The 26,086-nt window shown below is 65.1% G+C and carries 20 protein-coding genes and 1 pseudogene; 9 read left to right on the forward strand and 12 right to left on the reverse strand.

The annotated features are described in order from the left end of the window. Positions 1–17 precede the first annotated feature (17 nt). The 9 genes from ACQ4W4_RS05205 to ACQ4W4_RS05245 all read right to left on the reverse strand — a co-directional run bounded on the left by ACQ4W4_RS05205 (position 18) and on the right by ACQ4W4_RS05245 (position 8,782). Positions 18–908, reverse strand: a complete 891-nt coding sequence (locus ACQ4W4_RS05205; RefSeq protein WP_070289188.1) for an AraC family transcriptional regulator — start codon at positions 906–908, stop codon at positions 18–20. Between the two features lie 34 nt (positions 909–942). Further along, on the reverse strand, positions 943–2,079 hold the full coding sequence (locus ACQ4W4_RS05210; RefSeq protein WP_436541037.1) for an ABC transporter ATP-binding protein: 1,137 nt from the start codon (positions 2,077–2,079) through the stop codon (positions 943–945). A gap of 2 nt (positions 2,080–2,081) precedes the next feature. Then, entirely contained in the window at positions 2,082–3,122 is a 1,041-nt protein-coding gene (locus ACQ4W4_RS05215) for an NAD(P)-dependent alcohol dehydrogenase (RefSeq protein ID WP_436541038.1), read from the reverse strand. Positions 3,123–3,133: 11 nt separating this feature from the next. Continuing rightward, positions 3,134–3,961 carry a carbohydrate ABC transporter permease gene (locus ACQ4W4_RS05220; protein WP_436541039.1) on the reverse strand — a complete coding sequence of 276 codons (828 nt, stop codon included), beginning with the start codon at positions 3,959–3,961 and terminating at the stop codon, positions 3,134–3,136. Beyond that, entirely contained in the window at positions 3,949–4,839 is an 891-nt protein-coding gene (locus tag ACQ4W4_RS05225; RefSeq protein ID WP_436541040.1) for a carbohydrate ABC transporter permease, read from the reverse strand. The genes ACQ4W4_RS05220 and ACQ4W4_RS05225 overlap by 13 nt, the downstream gene beginning before the upstream one ends. Before the next feature lie 169 nt (positions 4,840–5,008). Next, the gene (locus ACQ4W4_RS05230) at positions 5,009–6,253 is read right to left on the reverse strand and encodes an ABC transporter substrate-binding protein (protein ID WP_436541125.1); all 1,245 of its coding nucleotides are present in this window, start codon (positions 6,251–6,253) and stop codon (positions 5,009–5,011) included. A 172-nt stretch (positions 6,254–6,425) separates the two neighbouring features. Then, positions 6,426–6,956, reverse strand: a complete 531-nt coding sequence (locus ACQ4W4_RS05235) for a GNAT family N-acetyltransferase (protein WP_436541041.1) — start codon at positions 6,954–6,956, stop codon at positions 6,426–6,428. Further along, complete coding sequence (locus ACQ4W4_RS05240; RefSeq protein ID WP_436541042.1) at positions 6,953–7,471, reverse strand: GNAT family N-acetyltransferase; 519 nt, start codon at positions 7,469–7,471, stop codon at positions 6,953–6,955. The genes ACQ4W4_RS05235 and ACQ4W4_RS05240 overlap by 4 nt, the downstream gene beginning before the upstream one ends. A gap of 36 nt (positions 7,472–7,507) precedes the next feature. Then, a complete protein-coding gene (locus ACQ4W4_RS05245; RefSeq protein ID WP_436541043.1) occupies positions 7,508–8,782 on the reverse strand; it encodes an amidohydrolase family protein in 1,275 nt (424 codons plus the stop codon). 391 nt (positions 8,783–9,173) lie between these two features. On the opposite strand from ACQ4W4_RS05245, the gene ACQ4W4_RS05250 reads away from it, so the two are divergent. The 5 genes from ACQ4W4_RS05250 to ACQ4W4_RS05270 all read left to right on the forward strand — a co-directional run bounded on the left by ACQ4W4_RS05250 (position 9,174) and on the right by ACQ4W4_RS05270 (position 17,837). After that, positions 9,174–10,058, forward strand: coding sequence for a phasin family protein (locus ACQ4W4_RS05250; RefSeq protein WP_436541044.1), 885 nt, complete (start codon positions 9,174–9,176; stop codon positions 10,056–10,058). A 165-nt stretch (positions 10,059–10,223) separates the two neighbouring features. Further along, positions 10,224–11,975, forward strand: coding sequence for an ABC transporter ATP-binding protein (locus ACQ4W4_RS05255; RefSeq protein WP_436541045.1), 1,752 nt, complete (start codon positions 10,224–10,226; stop codon positions 11,973–11,975). Next, positions 11,965–13,773: an ABC transporter ATP-binding protein gene (locus ACQ4W4_RS05260; protein ID WP_436541046.1), complete on the forward strand. Its 1,809-nt coding sequence runs from the start codon at positions 11,965–11,967 to the stop codon at positions 13,771–13,773. The genes ACQ4W4_RS05255 and ACQ4W4_RS05260 overlap by 11 nt, the downstream gene beginning before the upstream one ends. Before the next feature lie 126 nt (positions 13,774–13,899). Beyond that, a complete protein-coding gene (locus ACQ4W4_RS05265; RefSeq protein ID WP_436541047.1) occupies positions 13,900–15,600 on the forward strand; it encodes a methyl-accepting chemotaxis protein in 1,701 nt (566 codons plus the stop codon). 383 nt (positions 15,601–15,983) lie between these two features. After that, the gene (locus ACQ4W4_RS05270) at positions 15,984–17,837 is read left to right on the forward strand and encodes a sensor domain-containing diguanylate cyclase (protein ID WP_436541126.1); all 1,854 of its coding nucleotides are present in this window, start codon (positions 15,984–15,986) and stop codon (positions 17,835–17,837) included. 57 nt (positions 17,838–17,894) lie between these two features. Here the strand turns inward: ACQ4W4_RS05270 and ACQ4W4_RS05275 are convergent, their stop codons facing one another. Beyond that, on the reverse strand, positions 17,895–18,224 hold the full coding sequence (locus ACQ4W4_RS05275) for a hypothetical protein (protein WP_086138952.1): 330 nt from the start codon (positions 18,222–18,224) through the stop codon (positions 17,895–17,897). A gap of 228 nt (positions 18,225–18,452) precedes the next feature. On the opposite strand from ACQ4W4_RS05275, the pseudogene ACQ4W4_RS05280 reads away from it, so the two are divergent. Beyond that, positions 18,453–18,734 (forward strand): annotated as a pseudogene (locus ACQ4W4_RS05280) (transposase); the annotation flags it as partial. Positions 18,735–18,879: 145 nt separating this feature from the next. Here ACQ4W4_RS05280 and ACQ4W4_RS05285 read toward each other — a convergent pair. Then, positions 18,880–20,145, reverse strand: a complete 1,266-nt coding sequence (locus ACQ4W4_RS05285; protein ID WP_436541127.1) for a cytochrome-c peroxidase — start codon at positions 20,143–20,145, stop codon at positions 18,880–18,882. 166 nt (positions 20,146–20,311) lie between these two features. Between ACQ4W4_RS05285 and acpA the strand changes: the two genes are divergently transcribed. Further along, the gene (acpA, locus tag ACQ4W4_RS05290) at positions 20,312–22,432 is read left to right on the forward strand and encodes an acid phosphatase (RefSeq protein ID WP_436541048.1); all 2,121 of its coding nucleotides are present in this window, start codon (positions 20,312–20,314) and stop codon (positions 22,430–22,432) included. 56 nt (positions 22,433–22,488) lie between these two features. On the opposite strand, the gene ACQ4W4_RS05295 is transcribed toward acpA, so the two are convergent. After that, positions 22,489–23,412: a hypothetical protein gene (locus ACQ4W4_RS05295; RefSeq protein ID WP_436541049.1), complete on the reverse strand. Its 924-nt coding sequence runs from the start codon at positions 23,410–23,412 to the stop codon at positions 22,489–22,491. A 168-nt stretch (positions 23,413–23,580) separates the two neighbouring features. Between ACQ4W4_RS05295 and ACQ4W4_RS05300 the strand changes: the two genes are divergently transcribed. Both ACQ4W4_RS05300 and ACQ4W4_RS05305 read left to right on the forward strand, forming a co-directional pair. After that, positions 23,581–24,462 carry a hypothetical protein gene (locus tag ACQ4W4_RS05300; RefSeq protein WP_436541050.1) on the forward strand — a complete coding sequence of 294 codons (882 nt, stop codon included), beginning with the start codon at positions 23,581–23,583 and terminating at the stop codon, positions 24,460–24,462. Beyond that, positions 24,459–25,961 (forward strand): hypothetical protein, encoded by a 1,503-nt coding sequence (locus ACQ4W4_RS05305; RefSeq protein ID WP_436541051.1) that lies wholly within the window; start codon positions 24,459–24,461, stop codon positions 25,959–25,961. Before ACQ4W4_RS05300 ends, ACQ4W4_RS05305 begins: the two co-directional genes overlap by 4 nt. The last annotated feature ends 125 nt before the right edge of the window (positions 25,962–26,086 follow it).

Raw genomic sequence — 26,086 nt, forward strand, 5'->3', positions numbered from 1 at the left:
TTGATTCCAAAAGAGAGTTAAGAATGGCCGTCGCCGGACGGCTCGGGCATGTTCATCAGCAGGCAGGAGCGGAATTTCGACGGCGACATCTGCTTGTGCGCCAAAAACTGGCGGTTGAAATTGGAGAGGTTGTTGAATCCCGTGCGGTAGCAGATGTCAGTGACCTTCATGTCCGTGTTCATCAGCAGCTCGCAGGCCAGCGCGATGCGCTCCTGGTTCACGTATTGAATGAACGAGGTGCCCGTATGCTTGCGAAAAAAGCGCGTGAATTTCAGGGTGTTCATCTCCGCCACGTCGGCCACGTCCTGCTCGCAAAAATCGAGCGTGATGTTCTGCTTGATGTAGGCCAGCACCAGGTTGATGGTCGACGACATGTAGCGCCCCGCCTGCGCCAGGTAGGTGACGCTGGCCAGCGGACGCCGCTCGCGGCACTCGCACAGCTCGCCGAACAGGCGCGTAAACAGTTCGACCCGGCGCAAGCCCTGCGCCGTCGTCAATTCCTTCATCAGCGGCACCAGGCGCAGGCCCAGCGCATCGGGAAATTGCAAGCCCCTGGCTGCCTCGCCCAGCAGGCTTTTCAGGGGCGCCATTTCCGGGAACAGCAGCGCGCAACGCTCGATGAAGTCGCTGGAAAACTGCAGCACCAGGTCGCGCTCGGGCAGGACCACGCCTTCCGGCAGTTCGCTGACCCAGTTGTGCGGCAGGTTCGGCCCCGTCAGGATCAGATTGCCCGCCCCGTAACTGCCGATATGGTCGCCGATGAAGAATTTGCCGTTCGAGGTGATGATGAAGTGCAGTTCGTACTCGGGATGAAAATGCCATTTCGCCACGGTGTGCGGAAAGCCGTGCGCCCATGCGCGAAACGATTCATGGATCGGTTTGTGGATCAGTTCCAGGTCAGGCGTCACGGCAGTTCCTTGCGCGGTCTCGTTGCCAGCTATTCTACCCACTTACCTGACCACCGACCGCCACGGCCAGTCCGCTGTCGGCGTCGAACAGGTGCATATGCTCTTCATCGAAAGCCAGCGCCAGGGTCTGCCCGACCTGCGCCGCGCTGTTGGCCGCATTCGCCGGCAGCAGGGCCGACAGGCTCAAGGCGCCGCACTGGAAGCTGATCAGCGCTTCGGCGCCCAGCAGCTCGACCAGGTCGATCACGCACGCCAGGCCATGCGTGCCTGACGGCTGCTGCGTTTGTGCCGGGACTTGCGCCGCGCGCAAATGATTCGGGCGCAGGCCGAAGACCACGCGCATGCCCGCCGGCAGCGCGGCGAAGCGGGGCGACGTCAATGGCCAGCGGTAGCCGGCGCACACGAGCACCGTTTGCCCGCCGTCTTTTTCGACGACGCCATCGATGAAGTTCATGGCAGGGGTGCCGATGAATCCTGCCGCAAACAGCGTGCGCGGATGGTTGTACAGGTCCGCCGGCGTGCCGATCTGCTCAATGTGCCCGCCCTTCATCAGCACCACGCGGTCGGCCAGGGTCATGGCCTCGAGCTGGTCGTGCGTGACGTACAGGGTGGTGGTGCGCAGGCGCCGGTGCAAGCGCTTGATGTCGGCGCGCAGCTGCGCGCGCAGCTTGGCATCGAGGTTCGACAGCGGCTCGTCGAACAGGAACACTTGCGGCGTCTTGATCATGGCGCGCGCAATCGCCGTGCGCTGCTGCTGGCCGCCCGACATGGCGCGCGGCTTGCGATCGAGCAGGCTGTCCAGGCTGAGAATGGCAGCCACCTCGCGCACGCGGCGTTCGATCTCGTCGTTCGGCACCTTCAGGCGGCGCAGGCCGAAGGCGATATTGTCGTACACCGTCATGTGCGGATACAGCGCGTAGTTCTGGAACACCATCGCCACGTTGCGCGCGCGGGGCGGCAAATCGTTGACGATGGCGCCGCCGATCAGCAGCTCGCCGCCGCTGATGTCTTCCAGTCCCGCGATCATGCGCAGCAGGGTCGACTTGCCGCAGCCCGATGGCCCCAGCAGGACGATGAATTCGCCGTCGGCGATTTCCAGGTCGAACGGCTGCAGCACGGCCGTCTTCTGGTCATAGGTCTTGTGCAGCTGCCTGCAGGCGATATTTGCCATGATCAGTCTCCTGCCAGTTCGATCTGGATCTTGACGTCGCGCGGATGGCCCTGGGCCGCTTCCTCGAACGCCCGCACGCCGTCGGCAAAGCCGAAGGTGCGCGAAATGAAGGGTTTCACGTCGATCTTGCCGGAGGCCAGCAAGGCGATGGCGCGCGGGAAGATGTTCGCGTAGCGGAACACCGATTCGATGCGCACTTCCTTGGCCTGGATGGCGACGATATCGAAGGGGACGTTCTCGGGCGGCATGCCGACCAGCACCAGGCAGCCGTTCGGGCACAGCAGGTCGGTGATGTTGTCGTAGGCGCGCATGCTGCCGCTGGCCTCGAAGACGATGTCGGCGCCCCAGCCATCGGTGGCCTCGCGCACGGTGTCGGCCAGGCTGGCCTGGCGCACGTCGACCGTGGTGACGGCGGGGTTATCGGCGAACAGGGCCAGTTTTTCCGGCACCAGGTCGGCCAGGATCACGCGCGAGCAGCCGCCCGCCAGCGCGGCCAGCGCAGTCATGGCGCCGATGGTGCCCGCGCCGATGACCACCGCCACGTCGCCCGGCTTGATGGCCGCCTTCTTCGCCGCCTGCAGGCCGATGGCAAGCGGCTCGACGATGGCGCCTTCGCCGAAGCTGACGTTGTCCGGCAGCTTGAAGGTGAACGCGGCAGGATGCACGACGTACGGCGTGAGGCAGCCGTGGATGGGCGGCGTGGCCCAGAAGCGCACGGCCGGATCGAGGTTGTACAGGCCGCGCATGGTGGCCGGCGAATCGAACTGCGGCACGCCCGGCTCCATGCAGACGCGGTCGCCCGCTTTCAAATGCGTCACCTCATCGCCTACTTCCGCCACCACGCCGGACGCCTCGTGACCGAGCACCATGGGCGCCTCGACGGCGAAGGGGCCGATCTTGCCGTGCTTGTAGTAATGCACGTCGCTGCCGCAGATGCCGACAGTATGAATCTTGATCTTCACGTCGCGCGGGCCGACGACGAGCGGCACGTCGATGTCGCGCAGGGTGATGGAATGCGCTTGTTCCAGTACGAGTGCTTGCATGATAGCCTTCCTTATTTATGTTTGAGCATGGAGTTGAGCAGCCGTCCCAGGATGCCGACGAACAGCAGCGGCGGCAGCGCCAGCAGCACGGTGGAAGCGTTCACCACGCCCCACGGCACTTCCTGTCCCATTGACGTGAAGGCCGACGCCACCACGGGCAGGGTCATGCTCTTCGAGGAGGTGAGCGCCAGCGCGATCATCAGTTCATTCCAGACCAGCACGAAGCTGAAGACGATGCCGCCCATCAGGGTCTTCGACGCCACCGGCAGGGCCACGTGCCAGAACACCTGGTAAGGGCCGTAGCCGTCGAGCGCGGCGGCTTCCTCGATTTCCTTCGGGATGCGGGCAAACGCAGGAATCGACAGCCAGATGATGGTCGACAGGGTCACCAGCAGATACGTCACCACCATCGACAGGCGCGAGTCGTACAGCCCCAGGTCGATCCATATCGAGATCAGGGGAATGGCGACGGCCACGGGCGGCAAAAAGCGCAGGGACAGCAGAAAGAACTGGATATCCTTCTTGGCCGGGATCGGATAGCGGGCGATCGCATACGCGGCCGGCACGCCCAGCACGGCGCCCAGCAAGACTGCCACGCCGACAATGGCCACGCTGTTGCCCAGTCCCGTCAGCACTTCCGGGCTGGCCAGCACCTGCTGGTAGTTGGCCAGGGTCGGGCTGAAGAAAAAGCGCGGCACGGGCGTGACGATGTCCATCAGCTCCTTGAAGGAATTGAGCACGGCCCACAGGATGGGGAACAGCGCCACCAGGACAATCACGGTGGTGATGGCGGTGGTGGCGAGATGATCCGCACCGCGCCTGATCGTTAATTTTCCCATTTGGCGACCCGCTTCCAGAGTAAGGTGAAGATGACGGTGGTGGCCAGCATCATCAGCACGGCCATGCTGGACGCATACGAGACCTTGCCCATCAGGCCGATGCCTTGCGCGTACGCGTACATGTCCAGCGTTTCGGTGGAGATGCCGGGGCCGCCCTTGGTCATCACGTAGATCAGGTCGAACGAGCGCAGCGACTCGACCATCTTGATGAACACGAGGCTCATGATCGGCACCTTCAGCATCGGCAGCGCGATGTAGGCATACACCTGCAAGGTGCTGGCGTAATCGAGGCGCGCCGCTTCCAGCGGTTCGGCGGGCAGGGTTTCCAGCAGCTTCAGGATGACGGCGCCGAAGAACAGGCCCCACTGCCAGATATCGACCAGCGCCACCGCGTACAGGGCCGTGGCGGGGTCGGACAGCAAGGCCGTGCCGCCCAGGCCCACGCATTCGAGCAGCCAGTTAAGGATGCCCATCAGCGGCGAATACATGAACTTCCAGATGAAGGCGGCCGAGACGCGCGGCAGCAGCACGGGCACGATCAGCAGCAGCGCGAGAAGATCGCGGGTACGCCCCTTGACTTTCTCGAACAGAAACACGGCCAGCAGCACGCCGACGAGCAGCGAGCCGGCCACGGTGACCACTTCCCATATGGCCGACACCTGCACGGCATTGAGGAAGCGGCGGTCGCCGAACAGGCGGAGAAAATTGGCGAAGCCGACGTAGTCGCTGTCGCTGTAGCGCAGCACGCGGTTTTGCAGGGCCAGGTTGATGGCGGCGATGCTGGGCACCAGGCCCAGTACCAGCAGGACCAGCAGCGGCAGCGTCAGAAAGACGGCCGGCAGCCAGGTGTGGCGTTTTTTACGGATAGAGTGCGGCATGGTGATGGCTTTCAAACGAGAACGGACAAGCAAACAGGCTGCGTTACGACACCTGACAAAACCGTAGCGAGCGGAAGGTAGAGGTGGCCGAGAAGCGGAACTGTGCTTTATGCACAGTGAGCATCGCAGGCCGCCTATACCGACGCGCAGCAGGTTTGGTCAGATGTCTCTATTTGCGCTTGCTGGCCCGTTGCATCACTTCCGTCGCATACTCATTCGCTTCATCGAGCGCGCTCTGCACGTCGCCGCGCGTACCCGTAAACACTTCTTCCAGCACCACGCCCAGGTTGTCGCCGATGTCCGGCCACTCGGGGCTGGGCCAGATGGTGACGCGCGAGACGGGCGTGGTGTCCGTCAGGCCCGCCTGGATCTGCGGCTTGACGTGCTTGCGGAAGTAGTCGCTGGCGATGGTGCTGCTGCGGTTGTAGTCGCTGAAGACGTTGTCCTTCAGGCGCGCCTGTTCCTGCTCCTTGCCCGTGGCCCAGGCGATGAACTTGCCAGCCGCCTGGCGCGTGCATTCATCCCTGGCGCCCGTGGCGGAGATGGCCAGGCCGTGGCCATACGCGGCCGACGGCAGCGGCGATGGCGGGCGCACATAGCCGACCTTGTCGACCACCGAAGACTTTTTCGGATCTTCCATCCAGTCGGCGAACGGCGTCGATTCGATCATGAAGGCCACCTTGCCCGACCTGAATGCTTCGAGCGCATTGCTCCAGTCATAGGTGGCGCCGCCCGGCGGCGAATACTTGAACAGCTCGCGGTACAGGGTGGTGGCTTTCACGGCCTGCGGCGAATTGAAGGCCGGCACGCCATTGTTTTCCCACTTGCCGCCGGCGGCCAGCATGAACGGCGCCCAGCGCCACACATTCATGCCCGAGCCGCGCTGGCCCCGCGCCGCCCAGCCATACACGTTCGGCGGACTGTTGAGTTTTTTCACGGCGGCGACCAGTTCGTCGAGCGTCTTCGGCACGGCGATGCCGGCCTTTTCCAGCAGGTCGCGGCGGTAGAACAGGAAGTCGCTGCCGCCGATCAGGGGCGCGAAATACGCCACGCCCTTGTACGAGGCGACAGCGCGGCGGCCCGGCAGGAAGTCGTCGTAGTCGGCGTCCTTCGGCAGATATTTAAGCAGGGGGACGACCCAGCCGGCTGTGGCGAATTCGGCCACGTTGGCTTCGTCGATGTAATAGATCTGGTAGGAGCCGGCCTTGGTGGAGGCGTCGAGGCGGGCCTTGGAGCGGCGGTCGTTTTCGCCGAAATAGCTGATTTGTACCTTGGTGCCGTTTTTCTTTTCATACTCGGCCAGGGTCTTTTCCATCACGGTCAGGCCCAGGCTTTTTTGCGCCAGCACCTTGAGGACGGGCACCGAGCAGCTTTGCGCCGATGCCGCCGGCATCGATGCACAGGCGGCGGACATGACGCCGCCCCATGCAATAGCAGTAACGATTTTCATCACGAGTCTCCAATTTTTATAGTCCGGCGGTTTTCCACCGGTATGCCAACTATAAAAACAAAGACCGCGCGCCACCACTACAAAAACGGCCAGATTTTAAATACTATTTTGCAGTCTTTCGATCCGCATTGCCGATTCAATCCAGGCGAAAATCGCGGCGGTAGACATTCGTATCCTTGCCATCCGGCTGGCGGCGCGTAAAGCGCTCGAAGCGCAGCCCCAGCTTGTTGAGCAGATTGATCGAGGCCTGGTTTTGCAGCGAGGTGATGCCGTACAGGGTGGGCAGGCGCAGTACCTGCTGCGCATGCCGCACGATGGCGGCCGTCGCTTCCCAGGCATAGCCCTGGCCCCAGTAGGCGGGACGCATGGCGTAGCCGATATCGGGGCCGGGCAGGCTGTCGCGCCGCACCAGGCCGGCCATGCCCACCGGCGCGCCATCGCTGCGGCGTTCGACGATGTACAGCGAATAGCCATGCTCGCGGAACTGCGCCATCGGTCCCGATTCCAGCGCGGCGCGGGCCGCCTCCAGGGTGTGGATATTGCGCTGGCCGATGTTGGCGATCCACGACGGGTCGTTGACCAGCTCCATGTAGAAGGCCGCATCGTCCAGCGTGGCGGTGCGCAGACGCAGACGCGGCGTCTCGATGACGGTGACGGCGCCGCTCATGCCGGCCACTGCATCGGGTCGGTCAGCAGCTGGTACATCACGTAGGCGTCGACATAGCCGAGCTGCGCGTGGCGGTAGGCCAGCGGCAGGGTGGCAACCACCGCGAAGCCCAGTTTTTTCCACAGCGTGACGGCGGCCAGGTTGGTGCTGACGACAAAGTTGAACTGCATCGCCAGGTAGCCCGCGCGGCGCGCCTCTTCCATGCAGTGCACGCCCATCAGGCGGCCCACGCCCACGCCCTGCGCTGCGGGATCGACCATGAACGAGGCATTGGCCACGTGCGATCCATGGCCCGGCTGGTTCGCCACCAGCTTGTACATGCCCAGCAGGCGCTCGCTGCCCATCACGGCGACGAAGCTTTGCACGCCGGGACCGAACCAGTAGGCGTGGCACTCTTCGCGCGTGGTCTCGGCGGGGAAGGTATAGGTGTCGCCGCCGGCGACCAGGGTCTGGAAGATCGGCCACATGGCGTCGAAATCGGCTTCATTGGCCGGGCGGATATCAATTTCTTTCAAGGCGGTGCTCCCGATAACAAGTGATGGCCGATTGTATCAGCGCCCCAGGCGAAAGTTCACGCTGTCGGGCCGCCCCGGCAGATGCAGGCGCGATTGCGCGCGCGGCGCCTCGCTGACGACTTTCCCGCGGCGCAGCACCAGGCGCCGCGCCGCGCGCAGGCGCAGCGCTTCCACCGTGGAGCCGCAATCGAGGATCAGCAAGTCCGCATGGCAGCCGGGCGCGATGCCGTAGCCGTCCAGGCCCAGGATGCGCGCCGGCGTCTCGGTGACGGCCAGGAAGCAGTCGTGCATCGCCTGCTGGCCCGTCATCTGCGCCACGTGCAAACCCATGTGCGCCACTTCCAGCATGTCGCCCGAGCCGAGGCTGTACCACGGGTCCATCACGCAGTCGTGGCCAAAGGCGACGGGAATGCCGGCGGCCAGCATCTCGGGCACGCGCGTCATGCCGCGCCGCTTCGGATATGTATCGTGGCGCGCCTGCAGGGTGATGTTGATGAGAGGGTTGGCAATGGCCGCCACGCCCGCCTCGCGGATCAGGGGCAGCAGTTTGCTCACATAATAATTGTCCATCGAGTGCATGGAGGTCAGGTGCGAGCCCGTCACCCTGCCCTGCATGCCGAGGCGCTGGGCGTGGAAGGCCAGGGTTTCGATATGGCGCGACAGCGGGTCGTCCGATTCGTCGCAATGCATGTCGACCATCAGGCCACGCTCGCAGGCGAATTCGCACAGCAGGCGCACGGATTCCGCGCCGTCGGCCATGGTGCGCTCGAAATGCGGGATGCCGCCCACCACGTCGACGCCCATGGCGATCGCGCGCTTTAAATTATCGAAGGCGCCGGGACTGCGCAGGATGCCGTCCTGCGGAAAGGCCACCAGTTGCAAGTCCAGGTAAGGCGCGACCTGCCGCTTGACGTCGAGCAGCGCTTCGACGGCCAGCAGGCGCGGGTCGCAGATATCCACGTGCGAGCGGATCGCCAGCAGGCCGCGCGCCACGGCCCAGTCGCAATACTGCAGGGCGCGTTCGACCAGCGCGTCCTGCGTCAGTTGCGGTTTCAGCTCGCCCCACAGGGCGATGCCTTCGAGCAGGGTGCCGGAGGCGTTTACGCGCGGCAAGCCGTAGCTGAGCGTGGCGTCCATGTGGAAGTGGGCGTCGACGAAGGGCGGCGTGACGAGGTCGCCGGCGGCGTCGATCTCTTGCGCGCCCGTCACGGGCAAGGCGGGGCCGACGGCGGCGATGCGGCCGCCCTCGATGGCGATATCGATGGCGCGGCGCCCGTCGGGCAGGCTGGCATTGCGGATGACTAGGTCCATGCGGACACTCCTTCGGTTGACTACGGTATCGGGTGCTTCCAGTGCATTCTCATCTTCTTTGCTCAAGGATGCTGCAGTGCACGAATATTGTCACTGGCAAAAGCGTAGCCATAGATTTCATGACAACGCTTTGCGCGTGCGCAAACTTTCCGCAAATGTTTCCAGGCCCGTGAATACGCCAAGTGCGCGCCAGGCACGCAGCGCAAGCCCTTGAGAAAATAACTTTCAACTAACTCGAATCACCGCTAGAATATTCATATTGCGTTGCATCATAAAAAGTCTATGATCAGCTATTTAGCACGCTACCCACTTTACAAAACGCGGCCAACTCTGGTTTTCGGGATTTTGCAGAGCGTTTTGCCAGCATTTTAATCCGTACAAAGGAGTAAATATGTTTCCGCTTCCTGAACAATTTTCCAGCGCCGCCAAATCGCAACTGGAAAACCAGCTACAAATCTTCAGCCTTCTGACCAGCAAAGTCTTTGAAAGCGCCGAGAAAATCATCGCCCTGAACCTGAACGCCGGCAAGGCCGCCCTGTCGCACACGGCGGAAACGGCGCAGCAGCTGCTGGTCACGCAGGACCCGCGCGACTTCTTCAGCTACAGCACCAGCCAGGCGCAGCCGAATATCGAAAGCGTGCTGGCCTACAGCCGCCAGCTGTTCGGCATCGCCTCGAGCACCCAGGCAGAATTGCTGGCCTCGGCCAAGGCGCGCCTCGATGCGGCCGCGCCAGTCGCCGCCCCTGCTCCTGTCGCGGCCAAGCCCGCGCTGGCTGCCCCTGTCGCTGCGCCAGCGCCGGCAGCGGCACCTGCACCCGTCGTCGCCAAGCCGGCCGAAGTGGTCAAGCCTGCCGCCAAGGCGGCACCCGCCCCTGTCGCCGCCCCCGCAGCCAAGCCGCTAGCAGCGCCCGCCAAGGTTGCCGACAAGCCCGCCGACAAGCCCGCCGTGAAAGCGGCCGAAGCCAAACCGGCAGCCAAACTGGAAGCCAAGCCAGAGGCCAAGCCAGAAGCGGCCAAGCCCGCACCGGCGCCCGCCGCCGCGCCAGCGAAAGCCGCCGCACCAGCGCCAGCACCGGCCACACCGGCCGCGAAACCATTTCCTTCGAGCAAACCGGCCGCCAAGCCGGCCAGCGCCGCCGGCAAGACCGTGGCCAAGGCGGCCGTGAAGCACGCCCCTGCGCCAGCCGCCAAGCCGGCAGCCAAGGCCGCCCCCAAAGGCGTGCCATCGAAACAGCTCGACATGCTGGGCGGCGGCAAAGGCGGCGGCCGCAAGTAAGCCTCGCGCACCGCACCGACGCAGCAAAACAACGGGCTACGGCCCGTTTTTTGCGTGCCCGTCCACAGCGCGCTTTTCCGCCTTGTTGTATCCTACGCGTACTTTCCGTCCGCGTGCCCGTCCTTCCGCCCCGCGACACCCCATTACTCAAAACAAAAGGTAACCATGAGTTTATCGAGGCTCATCGCCGGCTTCGTGCGTCAGCATTGGCCGGCGTATGCCGCCGCCGCCGTCATGCTGACCGGCGTGGCAACACTGACCGTCTGGATTCCGCGCCGCGTGGGCGCCATCATCGACGCGCTGGCCGCGCACCGCATGACGGCTGCCGAACTGTGGCTTGAGCTGCTGACCCTGCTCGCCGTCGGCGTCGTCATCTACTTCCTGCGCGTGGGCTGGCGCATCACCTTGTTCAAGGCCGCCTACCAGCTGGGCGTGATGCTGCGCACGCGCTTCTACACGCGCATGTCGCAGCAGGGCGCGTCGTTCTACCAGAACCAGCGCACGGGCGACCTGATGGCGCTGGCGACGAACGACATCGACGCTATCGAAATGGCCGCCGGCGAAGCCATGCTGGCCGGCTTCGACGGCACCTTGACCTTGCTGATGGTGCTCGGCATCATGCTGCTGGGCGTGGACTGGCGCCTGGCCTGCATCGCCCTCTTGCCCTTCCCGCTGATGGGACTGGCCTTCTGGCGCATCTCCAGCCATATCCACACGGCGTCGACGGATTCCTTGCAACGCTTTTCCGCGCTGAACGACCATGTGCAGGAATCGCTGTCGGGCGTGCGCACCCTGCGCGCGCTGGGCCTGGAAGAGCGCAGCAGCGCCCAGTTCTCCACCCTGGCCGGCCACGCGGCCAACGCCAGCCTGACGGCGCAGCGCTGGGAAGCGGCGTACGAACCGGCCGTCGGCCTGACCCTGACGGCGGCCACGGCGCTGACCCTGGGCCTGGGCGGCTACCTCGTGTGGCAAGACCAGCTGACCATCGGCGCACTGACGAGCTTTTCCATGTACCTGGGCCAGCTGATCTGGCCCATGTTCGCCGCCGGCTGGGTACTGTCATTGATCGAACGGGGCCGCGCCGCCTGGCAACGCTTGCAGCCGATGCTCGACGCGCCGCTGGCCATCGACGACCATGGCAGCATCGCCACGCTGACGCCCGGCCCCCTGCAATTGCAGGACGTCGGCTTTGCGTATGCGGGCCAGACGGCGCCGGCGCTGTCTGGCATTTCGCTGCGCCTGCAGCCGGGCCAGACCCTGGGCCTGGTCGGCCCCACGGGCAGCGGCAAGTCGACCCTGCTGCGCGTGCTGCTGCGCCAGGTCACGCCGCAATCGGGCACGGCCACGTGGAATGGACACGCGCTGGACGCATATACGTTACACGCGCTGCGCGCGGCCATCAGCTGGGTGCCGCAGGAGTCATTTTTATTCTCCGCCACCATCGCCGACAATATCGCGCTGGCCCGCCCCGGCGCCACGCGCGAGGAAGTGGAGCGGGCGGCGCAGCTGGCCGACATCCACGCAGACATTTTGCAGTTCCCCGAAGGCTATGCCACCCACGTGGGCGAAAAGGGCATCACCCTGTCCGGCGGCCAGCGCCAGCGCGTGGCGATTGCCCGGGCTCTCTTGGCCGACAACGGCTTGCTGCTGCTCGACGATGCGCTGTCGGCCGTCGACACGGGCACGGAAACGCGCATCCTGCAGCACCTGGAGGAATTGCGCCGCAAACGCCCCGAGCGCTGCGCCATCATCGCCAGCCACCGCCTGAGCGCCGTCGTCAACGCGGACCTGATCCTCGTGCTGCGCGACGGCCACGTCACGGAAACGGGCAACCACGACGCGCTGATGCAGCGCGACGGCTGGTATGCCAGCCAGTGGCGCTATCAACAACTGGAGGCCAGCCTCGATGCCATCTAAGACCGACCACGCCACCACCGCCACGCCATCCGTGCGCCGCCAGGCCGCGCAAGCGATCGGCCTGCTGCGCCGCGCCGCCGCACCCGACCTGCGCCATTTGTACTGGGCCACGTTCTGGCTGATCCTCGCCGCCGCCCTCGAAGTGACGGGACCGATCCTGGGCAAGGCCCTGATCGACCAGCACCTGCTGCCGCGCCACCTGGACTGGACGCGCATGGCACTGCTGCTGGGCGGTTGCCTGCTGACGGGCTGGGTCGCTTCCGGCCTGCGCTATTTGCAGCTGGTGCGCCTGTCCGGCCTGGCCATGCGCTCGGTGCAGCGCCTGCGCGAAACCGTCTACCAGCACGTGCTGCGCCTGCCCATGTCCTTCTTTGACCGCGCCATCACGGGGCAACTGGTCAGCCGCGTCACCAACGACACGGAAGCGGTGAAATCGCTGTACGTGCAGGTGCTGTTCGTCATCCTCGACAGCTCCATCGTCCTGGTCGGCACCATGGCCGCCATGGCCTTCCTCGACTGGCGATTGATGCTGATCGTGCTGGCCCTGCTGCCGGCCGTGCTGGCGATCGTCTTCCTGTACCAGCGCTGGAGCGCGCCGGCCGTCACGCGCGCGCGCGCCCTGCGCAGCGAAATCAACGGCCAGATCGCCGAATCGATCGGCGGCATGAGCGTGCTGCAGGCGAATAACGCGGAGCAGCGCTTCGGCGCGCGCTTCACGGGCATCAACCAGGACCACTACACGGCGCGCATGCAGGAATTGCGCGCCAACGCCTGGCTGCTGCGCCCCGCGCTCGACATGCTCAACATCGTGCTGCTGGCCGTCGTCATCTTCAGCTTCGGCCGCCGTGAAATGGGCGCCGTGGAAGTGGGCGTGCTGTATGCGTTCATCAGCTACATCGCGCGCGTGATCGAACCGCTGATCCAGATCACGATGCAATTTAGCCAGCTGCAGCAATCGGTGGTGGCCACGGCGCGCGTCTCGGCCCTGCTGGACGAAGCGCAGGCGCTGGAACACGCACAGGGAAGGGAGACTTCGGCCCTGCGGCAGGCGGCAGCGCACGGCGGCCAGGCCGCCGTCGCCATCTCGCACCTGACCTTCGCCTACGCGGAAAACCAGCCCGTGCTGCACGACCTGTCGCTGACCATTCCGCAGGGCGCCTTCTTCGGCATCGTCGGCCACACGGGCAGCGGCAAGTCGACCCTGCTCTCCTTGCTGCTGCGCTTCTACCCCGTCACGCAGGGCAGCATCGCCATCAATGGCGTCGCCCTCGACAGCATCGACAACGAGCGCTTCCGCGCCGACGTGGGCCTGGTGCCGCAAGACCCCTTCCTGCTGGCCGCCTCGGCGCGCGAAAACATCGACATGGGCCGCGGCTACACGCAGCAGCAGATCGAGACGGCGGCGCGCGCCGCGCATGCGCACGACTTCATCGCGGCGCTGGAACACGGCTACGACACGCCGCTGGGCGAAGGCGGCTCGCGCCTGTCGTCGGGGCAGAAGCAGCTGATCGCGATTGCCCGCGCGCTGGCCGGCCAGCCGCGCATTTTGCTGCTGGACGAAGCGACGTCGCGCATCGACAGCCAGACAGAGCAGATCGTGCAGACGGCCCTCAACGAGCTGCGCGGCAAGGTCACCATCATCGCCATCGCCCACCGCCTGTCGACCATCCGCGAAGCCGACCGTATCATCGTGCTCAATCACGGCCGCATCACGGAAGCGGGACCGCACGAGGAACTGATGCAGATCGAAGGCGGCCTGTACCAGCGCCTCTACCTGCTGCAGCAACTGGCAACTTGATAGCCATGGGGCGCCGTTGCATGGCGCCACCTTTTTTCTGTACGGCATTAAAATTGCCGTACAGACCGGAGTATATTCATCTGGCGGGCAGCGCCAACAGCCCCAACCACACTTCCGGGGGATACCATGCGCAGCAAACTGTCGATCAGGAATATCTTTGCCGCCATTTTTCTACTTAGCCTGGCGCTCTCCATCGTCAGCCTGCTGGCCCTGTTCCGCGTGGCCACCAAACAGGCCGAAGCGAACCAGGTCACTGAAACGCGCTTCCAATCCTATCTGCTGGCCGATGAATTGCGGCAAAGCTCGGACGACCTGACCCGGCTGGCCCGCACCTACGTCGTCACGGGCGACGCCAGCTACGAGCAGCAATACATGGACATCCTCGACATCCGCAACGGCAAGAAGCCGCGCCCCGACCATTACGAGCGCATCTACTGGGACTTCGTGGCGGCGGGCATGCCCGTGCCGGCATCGACGGGCCCCAGCGTGCCACTGGCCGAGCTGATGCGCAAAGCCGGCTTCAGCGAGCAGGAATTTGCCAAACTGCAAGAGGCCCAGGCCAATTCCGACGGCCTGGTGAAGACCGAGGTGATCGCCATGAACGCCGTCAAGGGCTTGTTCGACGACGGCAGCGGTAACTTTACCAGGAAGGGTCCGCCCGACCTGGAAATGGCCCGCGCCATCATGCATGATGTTCAATACCACCGCAACAAGGGCAAGATCATGCAGCCGGTGAATGAATTTCTCACGCTGCTCGACCAGCGCACGAGCGCGGCCGTGCAGACGGCGACGGGCGGCACCATGGCGGCCTATTCCGTCACCGTCGGCGTGCTGCTGGTATCGGTCATGGTCTCGCTGCTGTGCCTGTTCCTCGTGTACCGCCACATCAAGCGCAGCCTGGACCAGGCGATCGCCACGGCGCAATTGATCGCCGGCGGCGACCTGAGCATCGATGCCGTCATCGAACGAGCCGATGAAATCGGCGTGCTGCTGCATGCGATGAACACCATCAACGCCAACCTGACGGGGCTGATCGGCGACATCCGCAGCGGCACCGGCGAAATGTCGGTGGCCACGCACGAAATCGCGCTGGGCAATGCGGACCTGTCCGCGCGCACGGAAGCGCAAGCCAGTTCCCTCGAAGAGACGGCCAGTTCGATGGAAACGCTGACGGCGACGGTGCGGCAAAACGCCAGCAACGCCGGCGAGGCGAACCAGCTGGCGGCGACCGCCTCGGCCGTCGCCGTGCAGGGCGGCGCCGTCGTCGCCCAGGTGGTCAGCACGATGGGCGCGATCAAGGAAAGTTCGAGCCAGATCGCCGACATCATCGGCGTCATCGACGGCATCGCCTTCCAGACCAACATCCTGGCCTTGAACGCGGCCGTCGAGGCGGCGCGGGCAGGCGAACAGGGGCGCGGCTTCGCCGTCGTCGCCGGCGAGGTGCGCAGCCTGGCACACCGCAGCGCTGCCGCCGCCCAGGAGATCAAGACCTTGATCGGCGCCTCCGTGGAACGGGTCGACGCCGGCAGCAAGCTCGTCGACGAGGCGGGGCGCACCATGGCGCTGGTGGTGGAATCGATCCAGAAGGTGGCCGCCATCATGAGTGAAATCACCAGCGCCAGCCACGAGCAAAGCGCGGGAATCAGCGAGGTCAACCAGGCGGTCACGCAGATGGACAACATCACGCAACAGAACGCCGCCCTGGTCGAGCAGGCGGCCGCCGCTGCCGAAAGCCTGCAGGAACAGGCGCAAGCCCTGATCGCGGCCGTCGCCATCTTCCGCCTGAAGGGCAGCGGGCCGGCCCCGGCCGCCCTGCCCCTGCGCTGACGCTCAGGCAAAGTGTGCACTTTCGCAAATTTCAGCGCACTGCATGATATTTCTGGATTGCAACAGAATATAATCTGTTACAGACAGGTGGTCATTGCGGGAGCGGGACGTTGGCAGGCAGACAGAGACGGGCATCATGGCGAAAGGCGCATTGGCTGCTGGTATTGGCCTGCTTGCTGCCGCCTGCCGCACGCGCCCAGGTCGGCGATCTTGAGCAGTATCTCGCCGCCGTGCGCGACGATGGCCGCTACGTGCCCGCGCGCGCGCTGCAGCGCCTGCAGGAAGTCGAAACGCAGGCGCGCAGCGCTCCCCTGCCCGTGCGCGCGGAATTCCTTACCCAACTGAGCAACGCCCGCATGCGCCTGGGGCAGAACGATATCGCCATGCAGCTGGCCGAGGAGCTGATCGCCTACGCCCGCATGAACAAGAGCGATGTGGCGCTGGCGAAAGGCATGCTCAACAAGGCCTACATCACGTTTGCCAGGAACGAAGGCCGCGCTTCGCATCTGCTGGCCTTCGAAGCGGAAAAGATCGCCAACCGCACGGATGACCTGCCCGTGCGCGTGCAAGCGACCATCAGCGCGGGCCAGTCGTGGGCCGAGGAAGGCAATTTCCCGTTTGCACTGGCCAAACTGCAGGCGGCCGTCGACCTGGCGCGCCAGAGCAAGTCCCCCTCCAGCCTGGCCGCCGCCCTGAATGCCCTCACCCTGCTGTACACGCAGATGCGCGAATACGACAAGGGCTTCGAGGTGCTCGACGAGTTGCTGACAGTCTCCGCGAGACTGGCGTCACCGGGGCGCATGGCGCAGGCAAAGAATACGGAATACGGGCTGGCGCTCGACGCGAAGCAGCCGCAGCGGGGCCAGCGCGCCCTGCTGGCGGCCCTGGCGCTGGAACGCCAGCTGGGCGCGCGCGGCATGGTCGCCGTGACCCTCGTCAACCTGTCGGACAGCTACCTGAAGGAAGGCGATTACGCACGCGCCTTGCGCTATGCAAATGAAGCGATCGCGGCGGCGCGCCTCGTCAACGATGAACAGGTGGAAGCGACGGCGCGGCTCAATATCGGCCAGGCGCTGATCGGCCAGGGACGGCTGCAGGAAGGCAAGCAAAGCGTGGCCACGGGCCTGGCCTACTATGAACGCACGGCCAACCAGCCGGAAATGCAGGCCGTGCTGCTGGAATACGGCATGGCGCTGGAAAAGGCCGGCGACATGCGCGGCGCCGTCGCCGCATACCACCGCGAGCGCGGCATTTCCAACCAGCTGTTCGAGAAGCAGCGGCAAAAGGCCGTGTATGAGCTGCAAGAAAAGTATGAGGCGGAAAAGAAACAGCGCCAGATCGAGCTGCTGAGCCGCGAAAATCAGCTCAAGAGCACCGAAATCGACAACCGCCGCCTGCAGCAGCGCGTGTGGTGGCTGCTGGCGCTGGTACTGGCCATGGCGTCCGCCATCGTCGGCTTGCTGTACCGCAAGGTGCGCCATGCGAACGTGCAGCTGAAGGTGAAAAACCAGGAACTCAAGCGCCAGAGTTCGCGCGACCCGCTGACGGCCCTGTACAACCGCCGCCATTTCCAGGAATTCATGCGCAGCCATGCGGGCAAGCCGCAGCCGGCCTATGCCGGCGGCGACGTCGTCGGCGCGCTGTTCCTGCTCGATGTCGACCATTTCAAGCACATCAACGACCGCTACGGCCATGCGGCGGGCGACCTGGTACTGACGACGATCGCCGAAACCCTGCACGACGTGTTGCGCGAAACGGACATGATCGTGCGCTGGGGCGGCGAGGAATTCCTTGCCTTCCTGCCGGCCGTCGCGCGCGACGGGCTCGACGAGATCGCGCGGCGCATCCTCAACGGCATGGCGGCGCAAAGCATCGACTACCAGGGACAGACCATCGAAGTGCAGGTGTCCGTGGGCTTTGCGCCCTATCCGCTGGCGCCGCTGGGACGGCCGCTCACGTGGGAACGCAGCGTCAACCTGATCGACATGGCGCTGTACTTGGCCAAGGCGCACGGACGCAACCGGGCGTATGGCTTGCGCGGTTTTCATCATGTGGAAAGAACGACCCTGGAAGCGGTGGAGCAAGACCTGGAACGCGCGTGGCGCGACGGCTTTGTCGATTTGAGCGTGGTGCTGGGGGGGACGGACGAGGCGGACAGGACGGAGACGGCTGGAACGGCGACGTTGACGCCAGACGGCCAAGCGAGCGATGGCGTCGCCGCAGCTGCCGTCACCTGACGGCAGCTGCGGGAACCGGACCGGCGTCAGCAGGTCCTGGCGCGGTGACTACGATGATTACTTGTGCGCGGCGTCCTGCATCTTTTCACCGGCTTTTTCCACTTTCTTGCCGACGGCATCGGCCGCTTCGCTCATTTTCTTGTCGGCGTCAGCGGCGACCTGGTCCATTTTGGCGCCCGTCTCGGAAGCGGCCTGGCTCACGGCGGCGTCAGCTTTGGTCGCTGCGGCCTTGATGTCGGCTTCAGCCTTGGCAGCGGCCGCATCGATCTTCTGGCCAGCTTGTTCCGCAGGACCTGCGGCAACATCGCTCTTCTTCTGGCAGGCAGCCAGTGCCACAACCATCATGCCGGCGGCGCACACGGTCATCCAATTTTTGCTTACTTTCATGGTATTCCCTTTCATTGTTATCAAAAGACACAGATCAGTTCGCAATATACACCTGCCTAAAATTTTCTAGCGTGCGCTAACGCACATAAAAACAGGCTTTTGTAGCGTAGTTGTAAGCAATGGTATCTTGATATTTTTGGCTCTGTCATCGGCAAGTAGGGGACATGCGGGAATCTTCCGTTGGCGGTGCTGTCTGACTCTGCATACCCACCACACAGGGAGCAGATCATGCAGCCAGCCAAATGGATCCGCTTTATCGCCCAGTTTACTCGCCTGAACCGGCGCCAGCGGCAGACAGGCATGGCCCTGCTGCGTGGCAACGCGCCACACGACGCGACCGTCGGGCTACTGGAGGGCGTGGCGCAGCCGCGCCTGGCCTGTCCCGCCTGCCACTCGCCCCACCTGCACCGGCATGGCCATGCGCGCGGCCTGCAGCACTACCGCTGCGTGCCTTGCGGGCGCACCTTCAATGCGCTCACCGGCACGCCGCTGGCTCGCCTGCGCCATAAATCGTTGTGACTCGATTATGCCGACTGCCTGCTCGACTCCCGGTCGGTACGCCAGGTGTATCCGCTCACCAGAAACCTTATTGAAAGCAACGCTGGGGGCATTCCCACATCTGACGGTGACATAGCCTATTTTTTCAATGTCTCGCTCAATGTGCGGCAGGGGCCGGCCGATAGCCATCCGTTAAGGTGCGCAGGAAGGCGATCACATCGGCGATCTCCGCCGCGTTCAGGGCGGGCGCCTGGCCCGGCTGGCGGTCGAACGGCGCGTCCACGTTCACGTTCGCTTCCATTCCCGGCGGCATATCGTTGTATTTTCGCACCTTGCCGTTCTTATCCTTTGGATACCATTTTTGCGGCGCCGTGTCGCGCTGCACGTAAAAACGCAGCACTTGTTCCAGGCTGGTAAAGCTGCCGTTGTGGAAAAACACCTTGCGCAGGGCCACATTGCGCAGGGACGGCGTCTTGAAGCTGCCGCAATATTCCTTGTGTTCCATCAAGTCGGTGCGGTCCGGGCCGCACAAGCCCATGTCGAAGAACGCCGGGTCCGCATTGGCCGGCAGTCTGCCATTGCGCGGCACGCCGATATTGATCAAGCCGTAATCGGTAAATTGGGGAAAGGCGCCGCCGGCACTGACCTGGCTGATATGGCAGGACGCGCAATTGCCCTTGCGCTCATCATTGAACAGGGCCAGGCCGCGCGCTTCCTGCGGACTCAAGCTGGCTTGCTTGCGCAGCACGGCGTCGTACTTGCTCGTGTACGGATAGAAATCTAGCGGGCTTTCCTGGAACACTTCCAGCGACATCAGCGCCCAGCGCAAGGCCTGACCCGGCTGCTCGAAGATATCGGCGCCATACGTCTGACGGAACTGTGCCGCCAGGGGGCCGGCCCGCAGCCTGGCGACGACGGCATCCCCGTCGCGGTTGCCCATCTCGCGCTTGGAGAGCAAGGGCGCCAGCGCCTGCTCGTGGCCCGACCTGGCGCGGCCATCCCAGTTGCGCCCGCCCGTGGGGCCCGCATCGACGCTGTCGTCGCCATCGTCGTCATGAAAATGTTCGGTGAAGGCAGGCGCCGTCTGCAGGTAGCGCAGCGAGGGCGCCGCGCGCGTGCCCGCATCCTTCAGTTCCGGGCCGCCCAGCTGCACCGCCAGCGCGTTGGGCGGACCGTACTCGTGTTCGGGACTGTGGCAGCTGGCGCATGACATCTTCCCCGACACGGACAGGCTGGGCTCGAAAAACATGGCGCGGCCCATGGCCGTCATCTGGGCCACGGAAGGCTGGCGTTGCAGGGTGGGCGCATAGGCGCCCGCCAGATAGGCGGGCTTGGCCGCGGCTTCTTTTTGCGCTGCCGGATGGCAGGCGGCCAGCAGGCAGGCGGCTACACAGGCAAGCAGCAGGGAGGGCATCGGTTTCATCATGGGCTGGCAGCGTAGCAACGGCATGTGACCGCTACGTGACAAGCCCCTGCAAAACGTAATGTATCAAGTCCGTACATTACGTCATGTAACAGGCGCTGACATGTCACGCAGCTGACATATTGCCTGCCTAGCATGCGACGTTTTCCACCCAGAAGGCATGAACATGAACTCGCACGCAAAAACCTCTTTACGGCCCCTGCCGTTGTTACTGTCGCTGGGCCTGGCCGCCTGCGGCAGCGACTATGCGATCACGCCCAGCACCACGGGCCAGGTGATCGGCAGCTACTATGAAAACGCCCAGGTATGCCTGGAAAGCGCCACCGCCAAACTGACATGCGACAGCGGCTCCGCCACCGTGCGCACTGCCGCCGACGGCAGCTACACGCTCGACGGCCAGGGCGCCGTGCTGGTAACCGTCGGCACGGACGCCATCCGCCATGAAGCCATCGGCGACGCCGGCAGCAAGGTGACGCAAAAACTGCTGCTGCGCGCTCCCGCCGGCCACAGCGCGTTTGTGAGCGCCCTGTCGACGGAACTGGCGCAAGTCATGGATGGCAACGGCGGCGACTTTGCGGCCGCCAGCGGCAAGCTGGCCGCGCGACTGGGCGTGTCGGAAGCGGGCCTGGCGTCCGACTTCAACAAGGCCAGCGGCGACGAGCTGGCGAAACTGAAGGCGGAAAACGCCAGCGTGACGGCCTTGATCGCCAGCGCCAGCGCGCAAGCGGCGCCGGCCGACGCGCTGGCCGCCCTGAACGGCGCCCTGGCGCTGAACAATATCCAGACCATCGTCGTCATCTATGCGGAAAACCGCGGTTTCGACAATCTGTACGGCCTCTTCCCGGGCGCGAACGGCGTGCCGGGCGTGAACCCCACATCGACTTCCGCCTACGTGCCGCAGAAAGACTATGACGGCAGCACCCTGCCCGTGCTGCCGCCCACCTGGGGCGGCATGACGGCGGCCGGCCAGAGCACCGTCATCACGCAGGCGCAATCGGCCAACCTGCCGAACAAGCCGTTCCAGATCGACGATGCCGGCAGCCCCCTGTACCTGCCGCAATCGGTGATCACGCGCGACCTCGTGCACCGCTTCTACAACAACCAGATGCAGATCAACGGCGGCGCCAACGACAAGTTCGCCGCCTATTCCGACGCGGGCGGCCTGTCCATGGGCTATTACGACGGCAGCAAGATGCAGCTGTGGGACATCGCCAAACAATATGCGCTGGCCGACAACCTGTTCATCGGCGCCTTCGGCGGCTCCTTCCTCACGCACCAGTACCTGATCTGCGCCTGCGCGCCCACCTATCCGAACGCCGACACCTCGGTGGCCAAGGGCTCGATCGCGAAGATCGACGTCGACGCCAACGGCAACTTCGTGCGCCTGACGCCGTCCGCCACGGCGCCGACCACGGTCCTGAACGGCGCGCCCGCCTACGCCAACGACGGCGCGCTGACGCCGGCCGACAGCACCGGCATGTTCTACGCCGTCAACACCATGCAGCCGCCGTTCCAGCCCAGCAGCAACGCCCCGGCATCGGCCGACAGCAGCAAGCTGTATGCGGACACGGGCAAGGCCAACACCCTGCCGCCGCAGACGCAGACGAACATCGGCGACCTGTTATCAGGCAAGAACATCGACTGGGCCTGGTATGCGGGCGCCTGGAAGGACACGACGGCCCTGGCCACGGCCAGCGCGCGCGCCGGCAGCTTCCCGAATCCGCCCAACTTCCAGTTCCACCACCAGCCCTTCAATTACTTTGCGAATATGGACCCGGTGAAAGCGCCCGCCTACCGCGCCGCCCACCTGCGCGACTTCGACAGCCAGTTCCTGGCCGACGCGGGCGCCGGCAAGCTGCCGCCCGTGACCTTCTACAAGCCGCAGGGCAATTTGAACCAGCACGCGGGCTACGCCAGCGTGGCCGACGGCGACGCGCACATTGCCAGCGTCATCGCCCAGCTGAAAAAGAGTCCGCAATGGAAAAACATGCTGGTCATCGTTACCTACGATGAAAACGGCGGCTTCTATGACCACGCCGCGCCGCCGAAGGGCGACCGCTGGGGCCCGGGCACGCGCGTGCCGGCCATCCTCGTCTCGCCGTACGTGAAAAAGGGTTTGGTTGATCATACGCAATACGACTCGGCTTCGATCCTGCGCGCCATCACGCACCGCTTTGGCCTGCCCGTGCTCGACGGCTTGAGCACGCGCGACAAGGCGCTGGTGGCCAATGGCGGCAGGCCGATGGGCGACTTCAGCGCGGCGCTGGCGCTGGTGCCGCAAGAGTAAGGCTGAGTAGCTGCGCCCGCCCCGCGTGGCCGCGGCGGGCGTTTTAGTTGTTGGCGCTACTGGCCGGGGGAGGCATCGAGCAGCGAGCGTTCCAGCAATTGCGACAAGGCCGTGCGCAGCGCCTGCGTGCGCGCCGCCAGTTCCGGCCGCTTGTAGCGCTCGGCGGCGATCAGGCTGTTTTCCAGGCAGACCCGGTCCCCCTTGGCCAGGCAGGCGTCGGCCAGGTCGAGCTGGGCGCTGGCTTGCGCCACTTTCACTTTGGCGTCGAGTTCCAGCGTGTCGGGATCGTCGCCCCAGCGCTTCACATAGGCGGCCAGGCGCGTGGCGGCCAGCTCCGGCTTGCCCGCATCGAGCGCCTGCTGGACGCCGCCTTGCAGCGCCGTCCACGCCTGCGCCCGCTGCTGTTGCCTGTCGCACGCGGCGGCGGACTTGCTGATGTTCGCTTGCAAGCGTTTGATCTGCGCGGCGGGCGCCTTGGCGCTTTTCAGCACGGCCAGCGCGCTGCGCGCCCCATCCAGGTCGCACTGCGCCGCCAATGCAGTGGCGATCTCGACCTGTTCCGCCACGCTGGCCGGCTTGTCGGCCGGCTTGTTATAAAACCAGATACCGGTCAGCACCACGGCCGCCGCAATCCACGTGCGCAAGCGCACGGGCGGGCGCGGCGGCGGCACCGAACCCTTGCTGGCCGGTTTCGCGGGCGGCGCCTTGATTGGCGCGGTGGCCGCTGGCGCGACGGGATTGGGGACGGAAGCGGGGGCGGGAGCGGCGGCAGGCTGGGGCGCGGGCGGCGGCGCAGGAACGGGCGGCGCGACCGGCACCGGCGGCGGCATGCGCGGCACCGGGGGCGGCGCCACTACCTTCTCCAGAACCGGCGCTTGCGCCGCCTGGCGCGCGCCGCAAAACGGGCAATGCGCCACGCGCAGCGGCAAGGTCCGGCCGCAGGCGGCGTTGATGCAAACGTCATTCACTGTTTCAAGCACATTCCAACCTTTTCCTGAAGTCATTCCACTGCGTTTTGCCGCAATAGTACCTTACGCGGGCAAGACAACGGTGCACCGGCCCCGTCTTCCCGTGCATTGATACCAATCAAAAAGCCTACACCGCCGGGGCCTAAGCTACAAGCACAGGCCAAGGACAAGGAGAACGCCATGCCAGCCCACCTGATCATCGAAGACGGCCAGCCCTGGTGGGACAGCGCCGATATCTGGGTCGTGCCCGGTAATGATCCGAATGGCCCGCCCGGCGCGCCCATCGCCGGCACCAGCAATTACCTGTGGGGCCGCGTGCATAACACGGGCAACAGCGCCTCGACCGGCGTGCGCGTGGACTTTTACTGGGCCGATCCTTCCGGCCAGATCGCCGTCGGCGCCGCCACGCAGATCGGTTCCGCGTTTGCCGACCTGCCGCCCGGCGCCACGCAGGAAGTGCTGTGCCTGGTGCCATGGGTTCCCGTCATCGTCAATGGCGGCCACGAATGCCTGCTGGCCGTGGCCCACGGGCCTGGCGACGTCAACCCGCTGCCCGACCCGCTGCCCAACGGTTTTCCCTTCCAGCCCAAGCAGCACGAGCAGATCGCCCAGCGCAACGTCAACGTGGTGCTGGCGGCGCGGCGCGCGCAATTGCTGGCCATCGCGGTGGCGGCCCTGCCCCGTGAAACGAAAAAAGTGGAACTGCAGATCGAGTATGGCGGCGAGCTGCCGGAGCACCTGCTGGCCACCCTGGGCCTCGAGCGCTGGCAGCCAGCCAGGGACGCTCGCCTGATAGCGGGCCTGGCGCGCACGCCCCACTGCAATGGCGACGCGCCCGGCGAGCAAAAGCTGGCGCTGGACGTGCCGCGCGGCCAGGCGCAGGCCGTGTATCTGAGCGTGCGCGCCGAAGCCTTGCCGCCACGCCAGTATGCGCTGCTGCGCGTGCTGGAAAGCCAGGAAGGCAAGCTACTGGGCGGCGTCACGTATGTCGTCACCGATCTGGAGAAAGAGCAAGCAGAGCAAGCGCAAGAACAGCAAAGCCCCGAGGAGCAAGCATCATGAGCGACACCCCCCTGCAGGTGCTGACGCGGCCGTTCGCGATCGAGCCCGTCACCAATATCATGCTGCCCGATGGCATCTTCGACAATGCCATCTATGGCTTGCGCATCGCCGCCCACGTCACCAATATGTCCGGCAGCGCCCTGAACAATGTCACCGTGTACCTGGAAAGCGTGGGCGACCCCGGCATCGTGCCCGTGGCGCGCACCTTTTTCTTTGCCAGCATTCCCGCCGGCGCGGCCATGCTGGTGATGTGGGATGCCGACTTCCAGCATGCGGCGCCCGGCAAGCGCCTCGTCAGCTTTGTCGCCAAGGCCGACGGCTACACGCCGCACCGTTCGATCCAGCACATCTTCGTCTCGCAGACGCGCTTCGACAGCGCCACCAACACCTACACGTGCACGGTCGAGGAAGGCACCCTGGAACTGTCCAAGCCGCAAGGCCACCTGCCGGGCAAGCGCTGGGGCAGCACGGGCACGGACGGGAAGGAGTGCCGCTGCCCGCCCGGCCTGGGCCCGATCGTGCCGACCGGCATGACCCTCGTCTGGACGCCGAATCCCGCCTACGCGGGCACGCATGTGGATCTGCCGTTTTCCGACCCGTGGTGGAAGGTTCTCGCCATCATCATCGCCATCATCGCCGCCCTGGTCGCCATCATTTCTGCCGCGCTCGGTTCCGGCAAGGCCAGCTTCAGTGTGGGCGGTCCGTTCGAGGAAACCGATCCCAGCGTCGACTGCTGCTCGCTGGAAGGGGCCGGCTCGGGCCAGCCCGAATTCACGGTGGCGGGCGTGGCCTCGGCCATCGCTTCGGGCGCCATCGCCGTCGCCTGCTCCGATATCGCCGACCCGTTCTGGCGTGGCCAGGAAGCAACACCACCGGCCGCCGGCGAACTGACGCTGGCCGAAAGAGTGGTGGCGCAATGGGTGTTGCCGGAAGCACCGAACGCGGGCTTGCCGTACACGGCCGACATCAGCTGGGAATATCAGCGATTCACCACGGGCGCCACCTACCAGCATGCCGTCACCGAAACGCAGGTCAACATCCATGTGGCGGGGCCCGTGGAAACGGATACGCCCACCGTCGTGCAAGCGTACGAACCGTTGTGGCTGCGCGCCAGTTTCAAGCGCGACAATGGCAATGTGTTCCGCGGCACGGAACTGTACGCGTTCGTGCTGTTCCAGGCGCCGCAGGGCCTGTATTTCGTGGAATCGCTGACCGATAACGGCCTGGGCTTCGACCCGGGCGCCAATGACGGCGTGTACGCGGGCAGCCTGGACTTGAAGCGGGCTTACCGCACCCTGCTGCGATATGATCAAACGGTCTACGGCACCTGGCGGGTCTTCGTCTTCGCCCAGGACGTCAACCTGACCAAGCCCGGCACGCCGCCCAACATCGCCGCCCAGCACATCGGCGGCATGTTCGTCGCCAGCGCCATCGAAATCACCTTCGACGACACCCTGCCCTGCCCGCTCAAGGCGCAGGCGAATATCGTCGTGGTGTGATGGGGATCGTGAGCGAGGTCAGGCGTAGGTCGCGTAGGTCGGATTAGCGGGGCCGCCGAGGCGGGGCAAAGCCGCGCGTAATCCGACAACATCGTTGGCTCCCGTATGCACACCAGGAGCGGCTG

Origin of the sequence: Janthinobacterium glycogeni (genome assembly GCF_051380725.1) — a bacterium.
Taxonomy (GTDB): domain Bacteria; phylum Pseudomonadota; class Gammaproteobacteria; order Burkholderiales; family Burkholderiaceae_D; genus Janthinobacterium.